The 22,434-nt window shown below is 54.6% G+C and carries 21 protein-coding genes; 11 read left to right on the forward strand and 10 right to left on the reverse strand.

The annotated features are described in order from the left end of the window. Nucleotides 1-38 precede the first annotated feature (38 nt). Entirely contained in the window at nucleotides 39-923 is an 885-nt protein-coding gene (locus ACF8PK_RS00130) for a carboxylate/amino acid/amine transporter (protein ID WP_392439454.1), read from the reverse strand. A 56-nt stretch (nucleotides 924-979) separates the two neighbouring features. After that, on the reverse strand, nucleotides 980-1,405 hold the full coding sequence (gene uspA / locus ACF8PK_RS00135; RefSeq protein ID WP_004724302.1) for a universal stress protein UspA: 426 nt from the start codon (nucleotides 1,403-1,405) through the stop codon (nucleotides 980-982). A gap of 162 nt (nucleotides 1,406-1,567) precedes the next feature. Between uspA and ftnA the strand changes: the two genes are divergently transcribed. From ftnA to ACF8PK_RS00150, 3 genes are all read left to right on the forward strand, one after another. Then, nucleotides 1,568-2,095 (forward strand): non-heme ferritin, encoded by a 528-nt coding sequence (gene ftnA, locus ACF8PK_RS00140; RefSeq protein WP_004724303.1) that lies wholly within the window; start codon nucleotides 1,568-1,570, stop codon nucleotides 2,093-2,095. Nucleotides 2,096-2,169: 74 nt separating this feature from the next. Further along, nucleotides 2,170-2,493, forward strand: coding sequence for a universal stress protein UspB (gene uspB / locus ACF8PK_RS00145; RefSeq protein ID WP_041942463.1), 324 nt, complete (start codon nucleotides 2,170-2,172; stop codon nucleotides 2,491-2,493). 104 nt (nucleotides 2,494-2,597) lie between these two features. Further along, nucleotides 2,598-3,785 (forward strand): NAD(P)/FAD-dependent oxidoreductase, encoded by a 1,188-nt coding sequence (locus tag ACF8PK_RS00150; protein ID WP_392439457.1) that lies wholly within the window; start codon nucleotides 2,598-2,600, stop codon nucleotides 3,783-3,785. A 13-nt stretch (nucleotides 3,786-3,798) separates the two neighbouring features. Here ACF8PK_RS00150 and yjfF read toward each other — a convergent pair whose 3' ends face one another. From yjfF to ACF8PK_RS00185, 7 genes are all read right to left on the reverse strand, one after another. Then, entirely contained in the window at nucleotides 3,799-4,797 is a 999-nt protein-coding gene (yjfF, locus tag ACF8PK_RS00155; RefSeq protein ID WP_392439459.1) for a galactofuranose ABC transporter, permease protein YjfF, read from the reverse strand. Beyond that, entirely contained in the window at nucleotides 4,784-5,812 is a 1,029-nt protein-coding gene (ytfT, locus tag ACF8PK_RS00160; protein ID WP_038150715.1) for a galactofuranose ABC transporter, ATP-binding protein YtfT, read from the reverse strand. Before ytfT ends, yjfF begins: the two co-directional genes overlap by 14 nt. Nucleotides 5,813-5,822: 10 nt before the next feature. Further along, the gene (ytfR, locus tag ACF8PK_RS00165) at nucleotides 5,823-7,328 is read right to left on the reverse strand and encodes a galactofuranose ABC transporter, ATP-binding protein YtfR (protein ID WP_392439462.1); all 1,506 of its coding nucleotides are present in this window, start codon (nucleotides 7,326-7,328) and stop codon (nucleotides 5,823-5,825) included. 63 nt (nucleotides 7,329-7,391) lie between these two features. Beyond that, nucleotides 7,392-8,351, reverse strand: a complete 960-nt coding sequence (ytfQ, locus tag ACF8PK_RS00170) for a galactofuranose ABC transporter, galactofuranose-binding protein YtfQ (RefSeq protein WP_158141306.1) — start codon at nucleotides 8,349-8,351, stop codon at nucleotides 7,392-7,394. Between the two features lie 335 nt (nucleotides 8,352-8,686). Next, a complete protein-coding gene (araH, locus tag ACF8PK_RS00175; RefSeq protein ID WP_004724310.1) occupies nucleotides 8,687-9,673 on the reverse strand; it encodes an L-arabinose ABC transporter permease AraH in 987 nt (328 codons plus the stop codon). Between the two features lie 17 nt (nucleotides 9,674-9,690). Then, a complete protein-coding gene (araG, locus tag ACF8PK_RS00180) occupies nucleotides 9,691-11,205 on the reverse strand; it encodes an L-arabinose ABC transporter ATP-binding protein AraG (RefSeq protein WP_004724311.1) in 1,515 nt (504 codons plus the stop codon). Between the two features lie 60 nt (nucleotides 11,206-11,265). Further along, entirely contained in the window at nucleotides 11,266-12,267 is a 1,002-nt protein-coding gene (locus ACF8PK_RS00185) for an arabinose ABC transporter substrate-binding protein (RefSeq protein ID WP_004724312.1), read from the reverse strand. A gap of 362 nt (nucleotides 12,268-12,629) precedes the next feature. Between ACF8PK_RS00185 and ACF8PK_RS00190 the strand changes: the two genes are divergently transcribed. From ACF8PK_RS00190 to ACF8PK_RS00215, 6 genes are all read left to right on the forward strand, one after another. Then, complete coding sequence (locus tag ACF8PK_RS00190) at nucleotides 12,630-14,342, forward strand: ribulokinase (protein ID WP_392439465.1); 1,713 nt, start codon at nucleotides 12,630-12,632, stop codon at nucleotides 14,340-14,342. Continuing rightward, nucleotides 14,339-15,088, forward strand: coding sequence for an L-ribulose-5-phosphate 4-epimerase (gene araD / locus ACF8PK_RS00195; RefSeq protein ID WP_158141308.1), 750 nt, complete (start codon nucleotides 14,339-14,341; stop codon nucleotides 15,086-15,088). Before ACF8PK_RS00190 ends, araD begins: the two co-directional genes overlap by 4 nt. Nucleotides 15,089-15,101: 13 nt before the next feature. Beyond that, nucleotides 15,102-16,604 (forward strand): L-arabinose isomerase, encoded by a 1,503-nt coding sequence (gene araA, locus ACF8PK_RS00200; protein WP_004724315.1) that lies wholly within the window; start codon nucleotides 15,102-15,104, stop codon nucleotides 16,602-16,604. Between the two features lie 45 nt (nucleotides 16,605-16,649). After that, on the forward strand, nucleotides 16,650-17,165 hold the full coding sequence (locus ACF8PK_RS00205; protein ID WP_004724316.1) for a hypothetical protein: 516 nt from the start codon (nucleotides 16,650-16,652) through the stop codon (nucleotides 17,163-17,165). 65 nt (nucleotides 17,166-17,230) lie between these two features. Further along, a complete protein-coding gene (gene araC, locus ACF8PK_RS00210) occupies nucleotides 17,231-18,070 on the forward strand; it encodes an arabinose operon transcriptional regulator AraC (protein ID WP_004724317.1) in 840 nt (279 codons plus the stop codon). 80 nt (nucleotides 18,071-18,150) lie between these two features. Further along, nucleotides 18,151-18,981: an HDOD domain-containing protein gene (locus ACF8PK_RS00215; RefSeq protein ID WP_004724318.1), complete on the forward strand. Its 831-nt coding sequence runs from the start codon at nucleotides 18,151-18,153 to the stop codon at nucleotides 18,979-18,981. Nucleotides 18,982-19,007: 26 nt separating this feature from the next. On the opposite strand, the gene ACF8PK_RS00220 is transcribed toward ACF8PK_RS00215, so the two are convergent. Then, nucleotides 19,008-19,913: a DMT family transporter gene (locus ACF8PK_RS00220; protein WP_004724319.1), complete on the reverse strand. Its 906-nt coding sequence runs from the start codon at nucleotides 19,911-19,913 to the stop codon at nucleotides 19,008-19,010. 146 nt (nucleotides 19,914-20,059) lie between these two features. Between ACF8PK_RS00220 and rmuC the strand changes: the two genes are divergently transcribed. Continuing rightward, complete coding sequence (gene rmuC / locus ACF8PK_RS00225; RefSeq protein ID WP_143680745.1) at nucleotides 20,060-21,592, forward strand: DNA recombination protein RmuC; 1,533 nt, start codon at nucleotides 20,060-20,062, stop codon at nucleotides 21,590-21,592. A 49-nt stretch (nucleotides 21,593-21,641) separates the two neighbouring features. Beyond that, entirely contained in the window at nucleotides 21,642-22,424 is a 783-nt protein-coding gene (ubiE, locus tag ACF8PK_RS00230) for a bifunctional demethylmenaquinone methyltransferase/2-methoxy-6-polyprenyl-1,4-benzoquinol methylase UbiE (protein ID WP_004724321.1), read from the forward strand. The last annotated feature ends 10 nt before the right edge of the window (nucleotides 22,425-22,434 follow it).

A 22,434-nucleotide genomic window follows, 5' to 3' on the forward strand; every position in this document is an offset into this window, starting at 1 on the left:
TGTGTCGCTTTCGGCTCATTTGTTGACGGTGCATTCGCTTATTGGTCAAAGGTGCGGTAGTGCTGCTCCACACGGCGCTTGACCCAGGTTTCATTGACCCACAGCGAGAGCAAAATGACCAATCCACCCAGCGACAGACGCAGCACATCCACATCGCGGTTCCAGATCAGAATATTGACCACCAGACCCGCCGGCACCAGCACGTTGTTCATGATCGCCAGCGCGCCCGCGTTGACCATGCACGCGCCTTTGTTCCACGCAAAATAACCAAATCCCGACGCAATCACGCCGAGATAAATCAGAATGCTCCATTGCAGCGAGGTGGTGGGCAGTTTGCTCGGATTGCCAAGCAGCAGAAACGCGACACTGGCGACCACCAGCGCACCGAGATAGAAGTAGCCAAACACCGTGTGTTGCGGCAGTGTCACGGTTTCGCGTTCCATCACGTATTTGTAGCCCACCTGACCGATGGCAAAGCAGAGGTTAGCGCCTTGTACCACCATAAAGCCAAGGAAGAAGTTGTCGTTGATGCCGGCGAATTTAATCACCGCTGCGCCTGCCACGGCAATCACGGCAGTGACCAGATACCACGGCGAGAACCGCCCTTTGAGCAAATCATAAATCAGGGTGACATAAATCGGCGTAAACACGGTAAACAGCAGTACTTCCGGCACTGAAAGTAGCAAAAACGATTGGTAGTAGAAGCAGTACATCAAGCCAAGTTGAATGCCGCCAATTGCCATCAGTTTGCCGATCAGCTGACCGGGGACGTGTTTGAATTTAAGAAAGGGAAGGAACACGAGGCTGGCGAGGGCCACCCGCATCAGTGCCGAAAACCAAGAATCGACCTGACCGGCGAGGTACACGCCGATCAGGCTGAATGAGAAGGCCCAAAGTAGGGTCACTGCAGATAAATAAATCATAACGAAAAGGGGTCAATGAAAAATTATCTGCAGTCTAACTGAGTTTTTCTTCGTCGTCAGTCGTTGAGTGGTACAACCAACAGGTCGACAGGTGAGCAATTAATGAGCTGGCGGGTTGAGGACAGCAGTTTGCTCCAGAAATCTTGGTGGTGACCGCACACCACTAAATCAATGTTGAACTCATTGATGGTGTCGCACAGCTCGTTGCTCAAATCGCCGCTGCCCACCAAGGTGTGGCGAATCGGGTAGTTGGCGTAGTTGGCCATCTCTTGCAGCTGTTTCTGAGATGCTTCCATCGCGTGGTGTTGCGTTTCCGCCAGGTTGATGTCGATCAGCCCGGTGTAGAGCTCGGCATAGTTCACATCAATGTGAATAAAAGAGATCTCGGCATTCAGAGGCTTAGCCAGCGCAACCGCTTTGTCGATCAAAAGTTTGCTGTCTTCTGAGAGATCGACGGCAACTAAAATGTGTTGATAACTCATAATGCTATCTCCTTGTAGGTGACTCACTACAGATTAGCACCTCGCTGAGAAGTTTTTTGCCGTCGCGATCAAATATCCATCGTGTATGGTCACGGTGTTCTAACAATAGCCAACGAACATGTTATAGTGGCTTCAGTGATTTATGATGAATAGGAACCCTCGATGCTAGCTCAAGCCATGGTCGATCAATTGAATGATCAAATTAATCTCGAATTTTTTTCATCCAATCTATACTTACAAATGAGTGCTTGGTGTGAAGACAAAGGATTTGATGGTGCCGCAGAGTTTCTACGCGCTCATGCCGTAGAAGAGATGCAGCACATGCAACGACTGTTTACTTATGTCAGTGAAACCGGCTCGATGCCAATCCTGGGGGCGATCGCAGCGCCAAAACACGATTTCGCAAGCTTAGGCGAAGTATTTCGCGAAACGTATGAACATGAGCAGATGATTACGCAGAAAATCAACAAACTGGCTCATCTGGCGTTCACATCTCAAGATTACTCAACATTTAACTTCCTTCAGTGGTACGTTGCGGAGCAACATGAAGAAGAGAAGTTGTTTAAAGGGATTTTAGATAAGCTGGAACTGGTCGGCGAAGATGGTAAGGCGTTGTTCTTCATCGATAAAGATCTGGCTGCATTGGCAAAAGCAGGCTCATCTTCGGTAATGGATGCCCCCGCTGAGTAATCTCGGCAAAAAGACCAATTGAAGCGATCGTCTTTTTCTCTGGGCATTCTTACACAAGATGTAGGGAGGAAAAGATGATCAGTGGAGATACCATTCTTTTAGCGCTAATGATCGTAACTGGTGTGAACGTGCTCCGTTACCTCACCGCATTACGCTCTCTTATTTACATCATGCGCGAAGCTCACCCGTTGCTCTATCAGCAAGTCGATGGCGGTGGCTTTTTTACCACCCACGGCAACGTGACCAAACAGGTGCGCTTGTACCACTACATCAAAAGCAAAGAGTATCACCACCATCACGACCCGGTGTTTACTGGCAAGTGTGACCGCGTGCGTGAGCTGTTTATCCTCTCGACGTCACTGGTGGTGCTGACGACGGTGGCCGCCTTTATGCTGTGATTTCGCGGTCAATTGGCAAGCAATAGTTTTACCGTTAGAATACCGCCCCAAGTGAGTAAGGATGTGCGCTGCACATCCTTTTTTATTGCAGTGAGTGAGCCGAAATGAGTGAAAAAGTCGATGTTGTCGTGATGGGCGCGGGTGCCGCTGGCCTGATGTGTGCCGCGGAAGCGGGGAAGCGGGGTCGCAGTGTCTTGATCCTCGATCACGCCAAAAAACCGGGTCGTAAAATCCTCATCTCTGGCGGCGGCCGTTGTAACTTCACCAACACCGATGTGTCGGCAGCCAACTACCTGTGTGGCAACCCGCACTTCGTTAAATCGGCGCTGTCGCAGTACACCAACTGGGATTTCATTGCCATGGTCAGCAAGTACGACATTGCGTACGAAGAGCGTGACCACGGCCAGTTATTCTGTCTCGATTCGGCCAAAGACATTGTCACCATGCTGCTGGCAGAGTGCGATCAGCCGACCATTCGCCAGCGCTACCAAGTGGAAACGCTGGCCATCGCCAAAACCGAGCAGGGCTTTCACCTTTCGACCTCAACGGGCGATATTGAATGTCAGTCGCTGGTGGTCGCGACCGGTGGCTTGTCGATGCCCAAACTGGGCGCGACGCCATTTGGTTACAAGATTGCCGAGCAGTTTGGTTTGCCCGTGCTTCCGACCATTGCGGGTTTGGTGCCGTTTACGCTGCATGTGGAAGACAAAGACGCGCTGGCTGAATTGTCGGGCATTGCGGTGCCCTCTGAAATTCAGGCGGAATGCGGCAAAGTATTTAAAGAAGCGCTGCTGTTTACCCATCGCGGTTTATCCGGCCCTGCCGTATTGCAAATTTCCTCTTACTGGAAGCCGGGGCAAGCGCTCAGCATCAATCTGGTGCCGAATGTGGACATCGACGAGCTGCTGACTCGTTCGCGTGAAAAGCACCCGAACCAAAGCCTGAAAAACACTCTGGCGCGCGTGCTGCCAAAACGCTTGGTGGAAGTGCTCATCGAGCGCCAACTGCTGAGCGACAAACCGCTCAAACAACTCAACCCGAAAGAGCTAAGCGCGGTTTCCGACACGCTGCAACAGTGGCGTATTGTGCCCAACGGCACCGAAGGTTATCGCACCGCAGAAGTGACGCTGGGCGGCGTCGATACCGATTCGCTCTCATCGAAAACCATGGCGTGCAAAACCGTGCCGGGGCTCTATTTTGTCGGCGAAGTGATGGACGTCACCGGTTGGCTGGGAGGCTACAACTTCCAGTGGGCGTGGTCGAGCGGCTACGTGGCAGGGCAATGGGCGTAACCGCTCTGTTGTCTTAATCGCGCGCGAACCCACCAACGCGTGAGGTGTTCACCACCTTGCGCCGTTCACTCATGATGATCAGCAAACGCTGCAGGGCAATGAAACTGAACAGCAGAATACCGACAATGATTTTGGTCCACCATGAACTGAGCGTGCCATCAAAGGTGATGTAGGTTTGGATGAGGCCCTGAATCAGCACGCCAAACAGGGACCCAAATACCGTGCCTACACCGCCGGATAGCAAGGTGCCTCCAATCACCACCGCCGCAATCGCATCCAATTCCACACCGACGGCGGCCAGCGGATACCCTGCGGATGTGTAAATTGAAAACACAATCCCCGCGCAGGTGGCCAGAAAGGTCGAGAGCATATAAATGCCGATGGTGGTGCGTTTGACGGGCACTCCCATCAGCGCTGCCGAGGCAGGATTGCCCCCCACCGCATAGACATTGTTGCCAAAGCGCGTGCGATGCGCCAGCAGCATGCCCAGTGCGACCACCACCAGCATCACGACCGCCATCAGGCTCAAACGCCCGCCGCCGATGATATGCCAAGCGCTGCGCGACAAGTCGCGATACAGCGGATGTTCAATCGGAATCGACTGTTCGGAGATCAGAAAACTGACCCCGCGCAGAAAGAACATGCCGGCCAAAGTGACGATAAATGCGGGAATCTTCAGGGTGTCGATGACCCAGCCCATCAGGCCGCCAAATAGGGCGCCCATCACCAGCGCCACGCCCATCGCCATCCAAGGGTGCCACCCCCAGTCGCCAATCAAGGTCGCCAGTAGGACGCCCGTGAATGCCACCACGGAACCAACCGACAAGTCGATGCCGCCGGAGAGGATCACAAACGTCATCCCCACCGCCAGAATGCCGAGAAAGGCGTTGTCCGTCAGAATGTTGCAAATCACGCGGGTGCTGAGGAACGCCGGGAATTCGACCATGCAAAACGCGTAACCGAGCAAAAACACACTGATGGTGATAAACAACGGGAAATTACGTTTTAGCATGAGAACGCCCCTTGTTGATGAGTTGAATCACGGCGGGTGATTGCAGGATCAGCACCGTCAGCACCACCACCGATTTCACAATGTGGTTCCATTGCGGCTGATAGCCCGACAGCAAAATACCGGTGTTGATGCTTTGAATGATGAACGCGCCCACCAGCGCCAGCAGCAAATTGAAGCGTCCACCCAGCAGCGAGGTGCCGCCAATCACCACCGCGAGAATGGCGTCCATTTCCAGCCACAGCCCGGCATTGTTAGCGTCGGCGCCTTTGATGTCTGCTGCGACGATGATCCCCGCCAGCGCCGCCATCAGCCCGCTGACCACATACACCGACATCACGATCGCGGGCGTATGAATGCCGGCGTTTTTAGCTGCGCGAATGTTGATCCCGACCGATTCGATGAACAGGCCGAGCGCAGTTTTTTTGGTCAATGCCCACACGGCCAGTGCCGCCAGAGCCAATACAATGATTGGCGTTGGCAAATAGAATAGCGAGCCGCTGCCAAACCACGACAAGGTGGCGTTGTTGAAGGTAATGATTTGCCCCTCGGTGATGAGCTGCGCCACGCCGCGCCCAGCGACCATCAGGATTAACGTGGCGACAATCGGTTGGATTTTGCAGACGGCGACTAAAAAGCCGTTCCACACGCCGCACACTACGCCCGACAGCAGGGCGCAGAGCAAAATCGTGCCCGGTGCATAACCATGCTGAGCGAGGCTCGCCGTTACAGCACCGCTGATGGCCATCACCGCGCCCACGGACAAGTCGATGCCGCCGGTGGCGATGACCAACGTCATGCCCAGTGTCAGCAGGGCGACAGGCGCGCCGCGGTTAAAGATATCGATGACACTGCCAAACAGACGACCCTCTTGAATGTGAATCGAAAAAAAGTTATCCGCAATCAGCGCGTTGACCACAAACAGCAGCAACAAGGCTGCCACCTGCGGTGTGCCTTTGGGCAACGTGCGCCGGCGTGTGCTCGGCGTGTGCAGAGCAGAGGAATTCAAAGTACTCATCGCTGCCTCCTTACATCGCGATGGCTTGCATAATGGCTGGCACCGACAGCGCTTCGGTGGCAATCTCCGCCACCTGCTTGCGGTCACGCAGCACAATCACTCGGTCGGCATAGCCGACCAACTCTTCCAGCTCGGACGAGATCACCAGCAACGCCAACCCGTTGGCGCACAGGCTTTCGATCAGACGAATGATTTCTGCATGCGCGCCGACATCAATGCCGCGCGTCGGTTCATCCAGAATGAGGAATTTCGGTTTGGTCAGCAGCCAGCGTGCCAACAACACTTTTTGCTGGTTGCCACCCGAGAGGAACTCGATCGGTTGTTCGATGCTTGGCGTTTTGATGTCGAGCTGTTGCACAAAGCGCTTCGCGACGGCGTCTTGCTCGCTGCGAGACAGCGGTTTGAACCAGCCGCGTTGGGCCTGCAAGGCGAGGATGATGTTTTCGCGCACCGAGGCCGCGCCGATGATGCCATCGGTTTTTCTGTCTTCCGGGCAATAGCCAAAGCCAAGGTGTGAGGCTTGACGCGCAGAGCGCACCTGCACCGGACGACCTTTGAGGCGGCATTCACCGGAATCATGGCCTTCAATGCCAAAAATCACCTGCGCAGTTTCCGTGCGTCCTGAGCCAAGCAAACCCGCCAGCCCAACGATTTCACCCGCGTGCACGTTGAGATCAAACGGCGCGATGGTGCCTTTTTTGCCGTAGTTGGCAAACTGCACCACCGGTTCGTTGCTGAGCTTGGTTTTGCCCGCTCGGTGCAGGGCGGTATCGTCGAGTTCGCGGCCGAGCATCATTTTGACCAGTTCAATCTGCGGCAGATCGCACGTGTTGCGGGTGCCGACGAGCTGGCCGTTGCGCAGCACGGTGATGCGATCGCTGACGGCGTAAACTTGGTCGAGAAAGTGGGTGATGAAAATCAGGCTGACCCCTTGCTGTTTCAGGTCGAGCATGATGTTAAACAGCATCTTCACTTCATTGCTGTCGAGGCTGGCTGTCGGTTCGTCGAGAATTAAAATCTTGGCCGACATCGAAATCGCGCGTGCGATGGCAATCACTTGCTGAATCGCGACCGAGAAATGATTGAGAGGTTCTGTGACGTCAATGTCGAGCCCGTAACGGCTGACGATGTGTTGCGCCTGCTGCGCCATGGTTTTGCGGTCAACGAAGCCCCATTTTTTCGGCTCGTTGCCAATAAACAGGTTATCCATCACCGACATGTTGGGCAGCAGGTTCACTTCTTGATATACGGTGCCGATGCCAAGTTGCTGGGCATGCGCGGTATTTTGCGGCGAGATCAGGTTGCCATCGAGGCGAATATCGCCGCTGTCGCGTTGATACACGCCCGTCAGCGTTTTCACCAGTGTGGATTTACCCGCGCCATTTTCGCCCAACAAGGCCATGATTTCGCCTCGCCGGAGGGTGAAATCGACCTGATGCAATGCTTTCACGCCGGGGAAATATTTGCAGATCCCGCTTGCGGTCAGCACGGTTGTCGCGTCCGAAGCTAAAGACATAATCGCTCCTTGAATCAGCGCTCACCCACAGCCCGTGGGTGAGGCGTTATTGAACCATTCAGGTTAGTAACCGAGATCTTTTTTCATATCCAATTGTGCTGGCGCATCATCGGGTAAATACAAGGTCGATTCAGTCACGATTTTCTTCGGCGGCAGGGTGCCGTTGTCTTTCAAGGCCATCAGCGCATCAAAGGCTGGGCCGGCCATATTGGGGGTTAACTCGACCGTGGCATTGGCTTCGCCATTCATCATCGCTTTGAAAATATCGGGCACGGCATCAATTGAGACAATGAAAATGTCGCTGCCCGGTTTTAAACCGGCTTCTTTAATCGCCTGAATGGCGCCGATGGCCATGTCATCGTTGTGCGCGAACACCGCGCAAATATTCTTGCCGTTGTTTTCCGCTTTGATGAAACTCTCCATCACCTCTTTGCCTTTACTGCGCGTGAACTCGCCCGACTGAGTGCGCACGATGCGGATGTTGTCGACCGCGCTGATGGCGTTGCTAAAGCCCTGTTTGCGATCAATTGCCACGCTGGCCCCCACGGTGCCTTGCAGTTCCACCACATTGCACGGCTTGCCTTGCACTTGGTCGATCAGCCATTGACCCGCCACATTGCCTTCGAGCACGTTGTCGGCGGTGATGGCGGTGGTGTAGAGCGAGTCGTCATCGACCGTGATGCCGCGGTCTAGCAGGAACACCGGAATGCCGTCATCTTTGGCCTCTTCCAGCACTGGTCCCCAGCCTGTTTGCACCACGGGCGCGATAAAAATGGCATCCACGCCTTGGGCGATGAAGGAGCGCACCGCTTTGATTTGGTTTTCCTGCTTTTGCTGCGCATCGGAGATTTTCAGCGTGATGCCGCGTTTTTCCGCTTCCACTTTCGACACCGCGGTTTCCGCAGCGCGCCAACCCGATTCTGAACCGATTTGTGAAAAGCCAACGGTGAGTGTTTTCGCCATCAGTGAGCTGGACATCAAAACCGTGCCCACGGCGACCGCTAAGGAGAGTTTTTTGAACATGATGTAATTCCCTATCTTGTTGATACCTTTGTTTTTGTTTCACTCTCGGTTTAAAAATAATGTTATCGAAATGTGTGAGAGTGATTAAATCATAGGGGCGGGAATGACGCGTTGGTTAGAGTTTAATCACATAAAGTTTGGGGTAGCAGAAATATCCATTTTATTAGCATGATCGACAATGTTTCTTACGACTTAAGTAGAACGAAATGTTTATTTAATTTTTGCTAATATAAACAGTGGCTTGATTATCTTCGTAAGAAAGTTAATTTTGAATAAGAACGGGAAAAGCTCTCTTATTGATGGGAAATAAGAGAGCTATTTGGAGCGGAATGTACTTAACGTGATTTTTGTTTGTAGCGGTCAAAAATAACGGCTGCCAGCAAGATCACGCCACGGACAACGTATTGTGCAAAGGGGGACATGTTCAGCAGGTTCATGGCGTTTTCCACGGTGCCCAAAATCAGCACCCCGGCAATCACGTAAGAGACTTTACCGATCCCGCCTTTGAGCGACACACCGCCCAACACACACGCCGAGATCACCACCATTTCAAACCCGACGGATGTCATCGGCTGGCCACTGGTCATGCGCGCCGCCAAAATGACCCCTGCCAAGGCGGAGATAAAGCCGGAGATGGTGAAAATCATCATCTTGGTTTTGACCACGTTGACGCCAGCCAAGCGCGCCGCTTCTTCGTTGCCGCCGATGGCCAAGGTGTTGCGGCCATATACGGTGCGGTTGAGCAAAAAGCCAAACACGATGAAGGTGATGATGGTCAGCCAGATCGGCGTTGGAATGCCAAGTAGCGACGAGTTACCGAGCGCAAAGAAGCTCTCTTCTGTGATGCCGACCGCTTTACCGTCTGAGATGATGTAACCCAGACCGCGGGCAATTTGCATCGTCGCGAGGGTGGTGATCAGCGCGTTAATTTGCAGTTTGGCAATTACAAAGCCGTTGAGCAGGCCAAACAGTACGCCCGAGAGCAGCCCCGCGCCGATGCCCAGCACCACACTGCTGGTGGCGTTGATGGCCACGGCGGTAACCACGCCTGAGCAGGCGATCACGGAGGCCACCGACAAGTCGAGGTCGCCACAGGCCAAGCAGAACAGCGTGGCACAGGCGACCATGCCGCTCATGGAAATCGCCAAGCCCAAGCCTTTCATGTTGATCAGGGTGGCGAAGTAGGGCACGAACAAACTACACAGCAAAAACAGACCGGCAAACACCATCAGCATGCCGAATCGATCCCAGATCTGGGCGAAGTTCACGCCGCTCGGCTTTTGGTCGGCAGCAACCACTTTGGTAGAACTTGATAGAGACATAATGCAATTCCTTCTTCTTATGCAGCGGCGTGTTCGTTGTCTAACATGGCGAGGCGCAGCGCGGTCTGTTCTTTAAATTCATCGCGTTGCAGTTCACCGGCGATGGCGCCATCTTTCATCACCAGCAGGCGATCCGAGATGCCGAGCACCTCGGGCAAATCGCTCGATACCACCAACACGGTGACGCCGTTTTCCGCCAGCTTAAAGATCAGTTCATAGATTTCTGATTTGGCACCGACGTCGATGCCGCGCGTAGGCTCATCGAGCAAAATCACACTCATGGCGGTGGAGAGCCAGCGACCAAGAATCACTTTTTGCTGGTTGCCGCCCGAGAGTTTACCGATCGGCTGCTCCAACGAGGTGGTTTTGACGTTGAGCGCCTGACGTTGGGTGTCGGCGTTTTTCGCTTCCCAGTGAAAGTCGATCAGGCTGCCGAGTTTGAGGTGCCACGGACGCGCGCTGATGTTGGTGTTTTCTGCCACCGACATGATCGGCACGATGCCGTCGGTTTTGCGATCTTCCGGACACAAGGTGATGCCCGCTTTGATGGCATCGCCCGGTTTGCGCACTTGGATATTGACGTCGTGCAGGTACAAGTCGCCGGCGGTGCGTTTTTCGGCGCCGAAGATCAGCCGGGTGAGTTCGGTGCGTCCGGCGCCGACCAAACCAAACAGGCCGAGGATCTCGCCTTGGCGAATATCCAGCGACACCGGCGCGGTTAGCCCGGGGCCTTCAAAGTTCTCTAAGCGCAGGCCGCTGAGCCCCAGTTTGCGCGCGCGGTAGTTGTAGATGTCGTTGATTTCGCGTCCGACCATCAGTTCCACCAAGCGATCGTGAGTCAGTTGCGTTAGGTCATCAAACGTCTGCACATGAGTGCCATCTTTGAAAATGGTGATCGCATCGCACAGGGTAAAAATCTCTTCCATGCGGTGTGACACATACAGAATGATTTTGCCGTCATCACGTAGTTCGCGAATGACGTTGAATAGGTTTTGAATTTCACGTTGCGACAAGCTGCTGGTCGGTTCATCAAAGGCGATGATTTGCGCGTTGCGGCTCAGCGCTTTGGCAATTTCCACCATCTGCCACTGGCCGATGGAAAACTCTTTCAGCGGACGTGACGGGTCGAAATCCTCGCCCAGACGCAGCAATTGCTCGCGGGCCTGACGATTGAGGGTTTCGGTATCCACGCGGCCGTTTTTGGTCGGGAATTGCCCCAGAAAAATATTTTCCGCCACACTCAGTTCTGGCACCAGATTGAGTTCTTGGTAAATGATGGCGATGCCTTGATTGAGGGCATCGGTGGTGTTGGTGAGCGACAGCTCTTGGCCGTCAATCGCAATGTGACCTTCCGTGGGTTGGTGGAGTCCGCTGAGCGTTTTGAGCAGCGTGGACTTACCGGCACCGTTTTCGCCCATCAGGGCGTGAATGCTGCCTGCGTTGGCGCGAAAACTGATGTTGCTCAGCGCCTTTACACCGGGAAAGTGCTTTGAAATGTTGCGAAACTCAAGGGATGAGGGGGACTTCGCCATAACATTCTCTCCGTTCCAATAGCGGGCGGCCGCGTCAATCTGCTGCCGCCCAAACCGGACTTACAGTCCTTTTTTCTCGAGTTCTTTTTTGTAGTTGTCACGGGTGATGAGGACAACATCGGTCACTTCGACAAACTTGGTCGGTTCCACGCCGTCTTGGACCCATTTGTACAGCGACTCAATCGATTTGTAGCCATGAACGTCGGGGCTTGGCAGTAGGGATCCGTAGAAGCCGGTCGCTTGTGATTTCGCCAGTTCGTTCACCGCATCCACACCGTTGATGCCAATGCCGATCACTTTGTCCGCGGCAAAGCCTTGGCCTTCTGTGGCACGCACGCCACCCAGCACGGTGTTGTCGTTCATGCCGACCACCAGCCACTGGGTCACGTTCGGGTATTGCACCAGCAGAGAGTTGGCCGCATCGAGTGCGCCGGGAATGTCATTGGTTTTGGTGGGCACGCGATAGATTTGGTTGGCGGGGAAGCCAGCCGCTTTCAGCGCTTTGATTGAACCGTCCACACGGCGGCGTGCGGTATCGAGTTCATCGGCGGTAATCGCCATCACACCGGTGGTGGCGACATCAAAGCCGCGTTTTTGCATTTCGTTGTACAGCTCCTGACCTTGGCGTTCGCCAATCGCGCTGGCGGCCATCATCACCAACGGCACGTCTTTCATCGGCTCGCCTTTGGCGTTGAGGAACTGGTCATCCACGGTGATCACTTTCAGATCGTAACTTTTGGCTTTGGCCATGATCGCCGGCCCCAATTTCGGGTCGGGGGTACAGATGACGAAGCCCTTGGCGCCACTGGCCGCTAGGGTGTCGATCGCGTTTAGGGTTTTTTCGCCGTCCGGCACCGCCATCTTGATCACTTTAAAGCCCATGTCTTTGCCCGCTTGTTCGGCAAACGACCATTCGGTCTGGAACCAAGGCTCTTCGGGCTGTTTCACCAGATAGCCCAGTTTCAGGGTGTCGTCACTGGATCCAAAGAAAGCGTTGGCAGAAGCACTGAGCAGCGTCAGCCCGGAGAGGGCTGCGGTCGAGAGTAAGGTTTTTAGTTTCATTATAAGTCCATCCGCTGGTAGGGGGTTGTTTCGCTATCCATAGTTGTTGATTCGACTCGCCGTTGGAGTGAGCAAAATCACACCAAAAAAATGTAGCAGAAAAGTCCATTTATTTAGCGCGAGTAGCCATGATGTGGATCCCATTTGCTATTTTTTGGTGCGTTGTTGCATAAAAATAGACCCGATGTAAACGGTTAACTGAGGTTTTTAAGGCCATTTCAAACATGATGCACTTTTTTTAAACAACTGCACGGTTTTGTCCATGTGGCGTTTTTATCCATGAATCTAGCGGTGCGGTTCATGGTTGAAATGGGGTTCGAGCGTTATAACAAATAGAAAATATCACCCGAATTGGAGTTGTTATGGAGCATTTTGCTACTCAACCTGCGCATGTCATCGGCCTCGACTTTGGATCCGATTCCGTGCGTGCCTTATTGGTGAATGCGGTTAGCGGGGAAGAAGTCGCCTCCGGCGTCACTTACTACCCGCGCTGGATGCAGGGGCTGTACAACCAGCCGGAGCAATCGCAATTTCGCCACCACCCGAAAGACTACATTGAAGCGATGACCCAAGCGGTGCGTGAGGCGCTGGCCGCCGTGCCGGCTGAGGTCGCGCAATCGGTGGTGGGCATTGGCGTTGACACCACCGGCTCGACGCCGGCACCGATCGATGCTGAAGGCAATGTGTTGGCACTGCTGCCGGAATTTGAACACAACCCACACGCGATGTTCATTTTGTGGAAAGACCATACCTCGGTCGCCAAAGCCGAACGCATTAACCAACTGGCGCACAGCGGCGATTTTACTGACTACACCAAATTCATCGGCGGCATTTATTCGTCGGAATGGTTTTGGGCCAAAGCCGCGTGGGTCAGCGAACAAGATGCCGATGTGGCCAAACATGCCTACAGCTGGGTGGAGTTGTGTGACTGGATTCCAGCGCTCTTGAGCGGCAATCAGCACCCACACCACCTGCGCCGCGGCATCTGCGCGGCCGGCCACAAAGCGATGTGGCACGAAAGCTGGGGCGGTTTGCCGGATCAAGCGTTTTTGTCGGCAATTTCCCCCACCTTGGATGGCATGCGCGAGCGCATGTTCAGCGAGGTCTACACCGCTGAGCAGCAAGCGGGCACCTTGTCGGCGGCCTGGGCACAAACGCTGGGCTTGCCGGAGGGCATCGCGGTCGCAGTTGGCGAATTTGACTGCCACATGGGCGCTGTCGGCGCAGGCGCAGGCGCGCACGATTTGGTCAAAGTGATTGGCACGTCCACCTGCGACATTTTGATGGTGGACGCCGACAACGTGGGCGAGCGCACCATTCACGGCATTTGCGGCCAGGTCAAAGGCAGCGCACTGCCGAATTTGATGGCGCTTGAAGCCGGTCAATCGGCGTTTGGTGACATTTATGCTTGGTACAAACGCGTGCTGTTGTGGCCAGTGCAAGCCTTGGCTGCGCAGCAGCCCGAAGCGCAAGCCACATTAGACGCCTTAGATAAAGCTTTGATTCCGATGCTGTCTCAAGCGGCGGAAAGCTACGAGTTTAACGCCCATTCGCCGCTGGCAATGGACTGGCACAATGGCCGCCGTACCCCTTACGCCAACCAACGCCTGAAAGGTTCGCTGTCGGATCTGAATTTGGGCTCAACCGCGCCTGCGCTGTTTGCCGCGTTGGTGGAATCGAGTGCGCACGGCGCCAAAGCGATTGTCGATTGTTTTGTCGACCAAGGTATGGCGGTGGATCGCGTGATCGCGATTGGCGGCATTTCGCAAAAATCGCCTTATGTGATGCAGATGTGCGCCGATGTGATTGGCCGCGACATTGCGGTGGTGCGCTCAGAGCAGTGCTGCGCATTGGGCGCGGCGATTTTCGCCGCTGTGGCAGCGGGAGTGTATGACGACGCCCAGCAAGCGCAGGCAGCGATGGCGAGCCCCATCAGTGCAGTGTATTCGCCCAATGCCAACACGCAAGCGCTGCGCCGTGAACGTTACGCGGGCTACCGTGAGCTGGGTCAACACCTAGAACAGTTGGCTGAATTTCATCAAGCCAAATCATCAAGCCAAGGAGTGCAATCATGAGTGAACACACCTTGATGCAACCCGTATCGACTCAAACTGAACGGCTGCGCCAACTGCGCCATGACGTGTGGCAAGCCAACCTCGATCTGCAACGCCACAATCTGGTGACGTTTACTTGGGGCAACGTCTCAGCCATCGACCGCGAATCAGGGTTGGTGGTGATCAAACCAAGCGGCGTGGCTTACGAAGATCTCTCGGCCGACAACATGGTGGTGGTGGATTTGGCGGGGCATGTGGTGGAGGGTGACCTCAATCCGTCGTCTGATACCGCGACCCATTTGGTGATGTACCGCACCTATTCACACATTGGCGGCGTGGTGCACACCCATTCGCCGCACGCCACCTCGTGGGCGCAAGCGGGCAAAGCCATTCCGGCGCTTGGCACCACCCATGCCGATTACTTCTACGGCAGCATTCCGTGCACGCGCCCGCTAACCAATGACGAAATCGCCCACGATTACGAACTCAATACCGGACGCGTGATTGTCGAAACCATCGCAGCGCAAGACCCGATGGCCATTCCCGGCATCATCGTCAATGAACACGGCCCGTTCAGCTGGGGGAAAGATGCCCATCAAGCGGTGCACAACGCGGTGGTGATGGAAGTGGTGGCGTCGATGGCGCTGCAAACGCTGCAAATCAACCCGGCGGTGCAATTTATCAATCAGGCTCTGCTCGATAAGCATTACCTGCGCAAACACGGCGCGAACGCTTATTACGGTCAGACTGCGACGAACAAAAAATAATCAAGGGAAAGTTATGAAAGTATTCGACAACAAACACGTGTGGTTCGTAACCGGTTCGCAAACCCTGTACGGCCCAAAAGTGCTCGAGCAAGTGGCGCAAGACAGCGCACAAATCGTGGCCAGCTTTAACCAAACCGACGCGATTTCCGTGCCGATGGTCGACAAAGGCACGGTGAAGTCACCGGACGAAATTCTGCAAGTGTGCCGCGCGGCCAACAACGATCCGGCGTGTATTGGTCTGGTGCTGTGGATGCACACCTTCTCGCCAGCAAAAATGTGGATCGCGGGGTTATCGCAGCTCAACAAACCGTTCCTGCATCTGCATACCCAGTTCAACGCGGCGCTGCCATGGGACAGCATCGACATGAACTACATGAACACGCACCAGAGTGCGCATGGTTGTCGTGAATTTGGCTTTATCGGCACACGTCTTGATTTGGACCGCAAAGTGGTGGTCGGTCATTGGCAGAACCCGAACGTGCATCAAGAAATCGACGCGTGGTGCCGCGCTGCGATCGGCATTGATGCTGGTCAGAACCTGAAAGTGGCGCGCTTTGGTGACAACATGCGCCAAGTGGCAGTGACCGAAGGCAACAAAGTGTCGGCGCAAATTCAATTTGGCTATGAAGTGAATGCCTATGGCTTGGGTGAACTGAGCGAAGTGGTGCAATCGGTGTCGGATGCGGATGTCGCGCGTCTGCTCGATGAATACGCCTCCACCTATGACATGAGCCCGCAGCTGCTGAGCGATCCGGCGCTGCTCAAACTGATGCAGCACGAAGCGCGTTTGGAAATGGGGATGGAACGTTTCCTGACCGACGTGGGCGCGCATGCGTTTACCAACACCTTTGAAAACTTGACCGGCCTGGATTCATTGCCCGGTTTGGCGACCCAGCGTTTGATGGCCAAAGGCTTTGGTTACGGCGGGGAAGGCGACTGGAAAACCTCGGCCATGGTGCACATCATGAAACAGATGGGCAAAGGGCGTCAGGGCGGCACTTCGTTTATGGAAGACTACACCTACAACTTCGGCGCCACTGACCAAGTGCTGGGCGCGCACATGCTGGAAGTGTGTCCATCGATTGCTGCGGCGAAACCAAAACTCGAAGTGCATTTGCACACCATCGGCTTGCGCTGCGACGTGCCTCGCCTGCTGTTTAGCGGTCGTGAAGGCCCGGCGGTGAACGTGTCGGTGATCGACTTGGGCAACCGCTTCCGCATGGTGGTGAACCGAGTGAACACCGTGGCACCGCCGCAAAGTATGCCGCATTTGCCGGTGGCGCATGCGTTGTGGGAACCGATGCCGAATCTGCAAGTTGCGGCGGCGAGCTGGATTCACGCCGGGGCGGCGCACCACAGTGCGTACAGCCAACAAGTGAGTGTCGACACCTTGGCTGACTATGCCGATATTCTTGGCATGGAAATGGTGGTGATTGATGAACACACCGAGACGCGCACCTTCAAACATGAGTTGAAAACCAATAGCGTGTACTATCGCTTAACGTCTGGGGTGTAACGAAATCAGCCCCCTCAGCGATGAGGGGGCGTTGTAGAGGTACTTATGACGGTTGACGAATCGAAGCGAGTGTCGCACTTTGACATTCATCATCAACGTTGGACGCTGCGGGTCGCCAGCGCGAGCCCGACACAGTTCCAACTGCTGCATGGCAATCAACTGATGTACGAAGGGGCGTTGGAGCTGATCAACAACGGCGAAGCGCTGGATGTGTCGCATGCGCAGTGGAACTTTCGCCATCGCGCGGACAAGATTGAGCAATGGTGCCAGTGGCATCACAGCGACCGGTTGTCGCTCAATATGAATTACTACTTTCAGCACAATGCGGTGGTGATTGAGTATCTGGCGCGCAACAGCATTCCGACTCGGCTCGACATTCGTCACGTCATTCAGCCGCTCAACGCGGCGCTGGTGGTGCCCCCATCCACCGACACCGTCCAGCCGGACTGGCAACGCGCCAGACACGGGCTACCGAGCGATTTTATTCGCCAATCGGCCAAAACCGATTGGTTTCGTGAGGCGTTTTCCGCCACCCAATGGATCGTATTAGGAAAAGTGTGAACTCGAAAATCGCAATGCGACAAGGCGCAACATACACTAGGCAAAAACTTAGCGACTGTTGGTCTATGCAAACAACCGATCCTCTCAAACCGGGCTATAACTTTGATGCGCATTTGGTAGCCGGTTTAACGCCGATCATCGAAGGCGATGAGCTCGATTACCCGATCGACCGCCCTCATGGCATGAAAGGCTACATCATCAACTACACCAGCAAAGGCGAGGGCACTATTTTTTCCGGCGAGCAGATGTTTCATGTGAAACCGGGTGACTTGTTGCTGTTTCCGCCCAGTGCGGCGCACTTTTATCATCGTCGGACCGACAGTGCGTCCTGGTTCCATCGCTGGGTCTATTTTCGTCCGCGCGCGTTCTGGAATGACTGGCTGAGCTGGCAGGAAGAGCGCAACGGGGTCTATCTGACTCGTGGGTTAGACGCGCAAACCATGGCACACATCGAAAACCTGTTTGTCGATATCGAATACACCGCCAAATCCGACATGCCATATCGCGATGACTTGGCGATTAACCTGCTCGAGCAGTTGCTGATCCGCTGTAAAACGGTGCAACCGGATGTGGTGAGCAAGCCGCTCGACCCGCGCATCATTCAGGCCATCAACTACATGACGCAGAACCTCAATCAAGACTTCACCTTGGAAGAGATTGCCGCGTACACCTGTTTGTCGCCGTCGCGCTTAGGGCACCTGTTTCGTGATGAGATGAAGATGACCATCACCCAGTGGCGGGATGATCAGCGCATCAGTCGTGCCAAACAGTTGTTAGTGACCACTCACTACTCAGTCAACCACATTGGCCGGATTGTCGGCTACTCGGATCCGCTCTATTTCTCGCGCGTCTTCAAACGCAAAGCCGGGGTCAGTCCGAAGCTCTATCGCGAACAAATTACCTGATAAATTGCTCAGCATTTGCCATTCCAAAGCGGGATTTCTGTCCTATAGTAAATCTGTTGGTTGCTAGAAGGAGTGAACGAATGAATCAAGAAGCCCTGATCTCCCGCCTGAATGAACTGCCCCGCATTGAAAGTATCCAGCAAGAACTCCTGAATATGGTGAATCGCGACAACGTCGACTTCAGCGAACTGTCGCGCAAAATGTCGATGGATCAGGTCCTCAGTGCGCGCGTGTTGCGAATGGCCAATTCCGCGCAATTTGGCGGCGTCAACGGCAAGGGCGTCTCCACCATCAGTGATGCCATCATTCGTGTCGGCAGCGGCGCGGTGCGCACGCTGATCTCCTCATCGGTCGTGTCGGGGGTGTTTCCCCAGTTGCGAACACTCAACATCAAAGATTACTGGTCGAACACATTTGAAATCGCGATGATCGCCAGCAAGCTTGCCAAACCGCTCAAGCTTGATCCCAACGAAGTGTTCACCACCGGCGTCTTGCACAACATCGGCGAGCTGATGATTCATGCGCTCGAACCGAATCTCGCCGAGCAGATTGAACAGCGCGTCAAGCAGGGCGAAAAGCGGGCAGATGTGCAGCAGGATTTACTGGGCGTTGACGCGCAGCAACTCGGCGCGCAATTGGCCAAAGCGTGGAATTTTCCGGTCGACATGGCCGATGCGATTGAACACGTCAATCATCCCGGTCAAGCGGGCGAAGCCAAGCGTTTGGCGTGCGTGCTCTATCTGGCGCGTGACATTCATAAGCGCTGGGATTCGCTGTTTGATGTGCATGAAAAGCAGGCGTTTCTCGCCCGTCATCCGGCAGCCAAAGCGCTGGCCTTAGCGCCGGAGAGTCATGGCTTGATTGATCAGGTACGCGGCCAAGGCGCCGAATTGGCGCATCAATTGTTCTGACGCACTTTGGCGGGTCGAAGCGCCGCTCACGCTTTTTCGGTGGCAAGCGGTTTGCTGCGACGTTTCACTTGTTGCACCACCAAACCGGCGATGATCAGCACCAATCCAATCAGGGTGGTGGGGTGAATCGCTTCCCCAATGATGGTGGACAGCAGGATGAGTGAAATAAACGGCGAGGCGAAAATCAAGTTGCTGATGCGCGCGGTGTTGCGAGTGTTTTTCAGCGCACTGAGCCACAACACAAAGGTAATGCCCATCTCAAATAAACCGACGTAGGTCACCGCCGCCCAGCCTTGCGGGCTGATGTGCTGCCACGGCGCCCCTTCATACACGCTGAGCGCAATGGCAAACGGAATTGCAATCACAAACCCCAACAGCACGCCCACCACCGGATCGGCTTGATTTTTGGTATTGAGAATCCAATAACCGGCCCACAACAGGGTCGACAGCAGCGCCAGCCCAACGCCGAGCGGGCTCTCGAACTGCATGCCGAGCACATCGCCTTGCGTGGCGATCACCACCACGCCGAAATAACTCAGCGCGCAGGCGATCCAATCTTGTTTGCGAATGGTTTGGCCAAGAAACACCGCCGCCATGAGTGTCAGGGTGATCGCCCAGCTGTAGTTGATCGCCTGTGCTTGCGAGGCGGGCAGCAGGGCGTAGGCTTTGAACAGGATCAGGTAATAGGCGAGCGGGTTAATCAGCCCCAGCAGCAGGTAATACCACGGGTTGGCGAGGAAGGTGCTGATCACCAAAGGCAGCTTGCCTTGCAGCGTGCAGATGACCAACAGCGCCAAGGCTGAAACCATGCTGGCGATGGTCAGCATTTGAATGGGGGAAAACTCTGCCAACGTCAGTTTGAACGCAGTGGCCACCGTCGACCACAACAACACAGCAGACAAGCCCAATCCCAGAGCGCGGCGTTCATTCATTCCCAATTCCCCATATCCATGTTAGGTAAACCTGTGTTCAGGTGAATCGCTAGTCTATCGGCTGAATAATTGCCCGGCAAACTGGACATTTATCCAGTATCGAAATACTCTTTTTATCAACAACCAACATCAAGTAACTCATTATTATGCAATGGATTCTCGAGAACCCCGCCGTGTGGATCAGTACGCTGTCTGGCGCCGTGGTGTCCGCCGCCGCCGCTGGTTGGTGGGTGAAACAGAAATATCAACTGCAAGCGCAGCTGTTAGAACAGCAATTGACGAGTGATGCTCGCTGGCATGAACAGCAGCTTGAGCAGCTCAAACAGCAGTTGCAGGCGGCGCAGCAAGAGCTGGATGAACTCGACCAAGAGCGCGACAAAGCGGAGTTTGAGCTCAAGCAATCGCACGGCAAAGTGATGGCCGTGATGGAAAAACTGCGTTATTTCGATGCGATTAAACAAGAGCGCCAGCAATACGCCGACGAACTCAACCGCATGCGGGAACAGAAAGCGCAGCTCGACGTGCAACTGCGTGAGCAAGAAGCGCGTCATCAGCAGCAACTCGAAGCCAGCCAAGACAAACTGCAACTGCTCGAACGTGCTGAAGAGCGCCTCAAGCAGCAGTTTGAGCACCTCGCCAATCAGGTGTTTGAAGCCAAAACCGCCAAAGTGGATCAGCAAAACCGCCAAAGTCTGGATGGTTTACTATCGCCGCTGCGTGAGCAGTTGGATGGCTTTAAGAAACAGGTCAACGACAGCTTCAACCAAGAAGCCAAAGAGCGTCACACGTTGGTGCATGAGCTGCGTAATTTGCAGCGCCTCAATGAACAGATGGCCAAAGAAGCACTCAACCTGACGCAAGCGCTGAAAGGCGACAACAAGCAGCAGGGCAACTGGGGCGAAGTGGTGTTGGCGCGCGTACTGGCCGAATCGGGCCTGCGAGAAGGGCACGAATATCAAACCCAAGTGAGCCTGCAAAACGAAGCAGGCAAGCGATATCAACCGGATGTGATCGTGCATCTGCCGCACAATAAACAGGTGGTGATTGACTCCAAAATGGCGCTGGTGGCGTATGAGCGGTATTACCACGCTGACACCGATGCCGAGCGCGATGTCGCGCTGCGCGATCACTTGCTGGCGCTGCGCAGTCACATCAAAGGTTTGGGGCAGAAAGATTACCATCAGCTCAAAGGCATTCAGTCGCTCGATTACGTGCTGATGTTTATTCCGGTCGAGCCTGCGTTTCAGGTTGCGATTCAAGCCGATCCGAGCTTGGTGAAAGATGCGATGGAGCAGAACATCATTCTGGTCAGCCCGACCACGTTACTGGTGGCGCTGCGCACTATTGATAACCTGTGGCGCAACGAACGCCAGAACCAGAACGCACAATTGATTGCTGAGCGGGCGAGCCGTTTGTACGACAAACTGCGCCTGTTCGTGGAAGACATGGAAGGCTTGGGCGGCGCGCTCGACCGCGCCAACCAATCGTATCAAGGCGCGATGAACAAACTTGCTACCGGGCGTGGCAATGCCATTCGTCAGGCCGAAAGCTTTAAGCAACTGGGCGTGGAGATTAAGCGTTCTATCAACACCGAGTGGGTGGAAAAGGCACAGCGTGAGGCAGATTCGGAAATTGGCCCTTTAGTAGAAAGACATCCCGCTGAGGATAAAGTAAACTAATCGCCCGCAGTCGCAGTTTGGTCGTGAAAACTGCCTAAGAGGAAACACAATGACGGATACCAGCGTGCAAACGAAAACAGCAGTAGAGAATCAAGACACCACCCATTTCGGCTTTGAAACCGTACGTAAAGAAGAAAAAGTAGCCAAGGTCGCGGAAGTGTTCCACTCGGTTGCGGCGAAATACGACATCATGAACGATTTGATGTCGGGCGGGATTCATCGTCTGTGGAAGCGTTTCACCATCGATTGTGCCGGCGCGCGTCCGGGGCAGCGTATTCTCGATTTGGGCGGCGGTACCGGTGACCTGACGGCAAAATTCTCTCGCATCGTGGGCGACAAAGGCCACGTGGTGCTGGCAGACATCAACAACTCCATGCTCAATGTCGGCCGCGATAAACTGCGCGACATCGGCATTGTCGGCAACGTGCATTACGTGCAAGCGAATGCGGAAGAACTGCCGTTCCCAGACAACTATTTTGATTGCATCACCATCAGTTTCTGTCTGCGTAACGTCACCGACAAAGACAAAGCGCTGCGTTCGATGTTCCGTGTGTTGAAGCCGGGTGGTCGTCTGCTGGTGCTGGAATTTTCAAAACCGGTGCTGGAACCGTTATCCAAAGTGTATGACGCGTACTCGTTCCACATTCTGCCGAAAATGGGTCAACTGATCGCCAACGACGCTGACAGTTACCGTTACTTGGCGGAATCGATTCGCATGCACCCAGATCAAGAAACGCTGAAAGGCATGATGATAGATGCGGGCTTCGATCAGGCCAGCTACTACAACCTGACTGGCGGTATCGTGGCGTTGCACCGCGGCTACAAGTTCTGAGGACTTGCGT

Source organism: Vibrio sp. CJQ_6, from assembly GCF_043106745.1.
Classification (GTDB): Bacteria; Pseudomonadota; Gammaproteobacteria; order Enterobacterales; family Vibrionaceae; genus Vibrio; species Vibrio furnissii.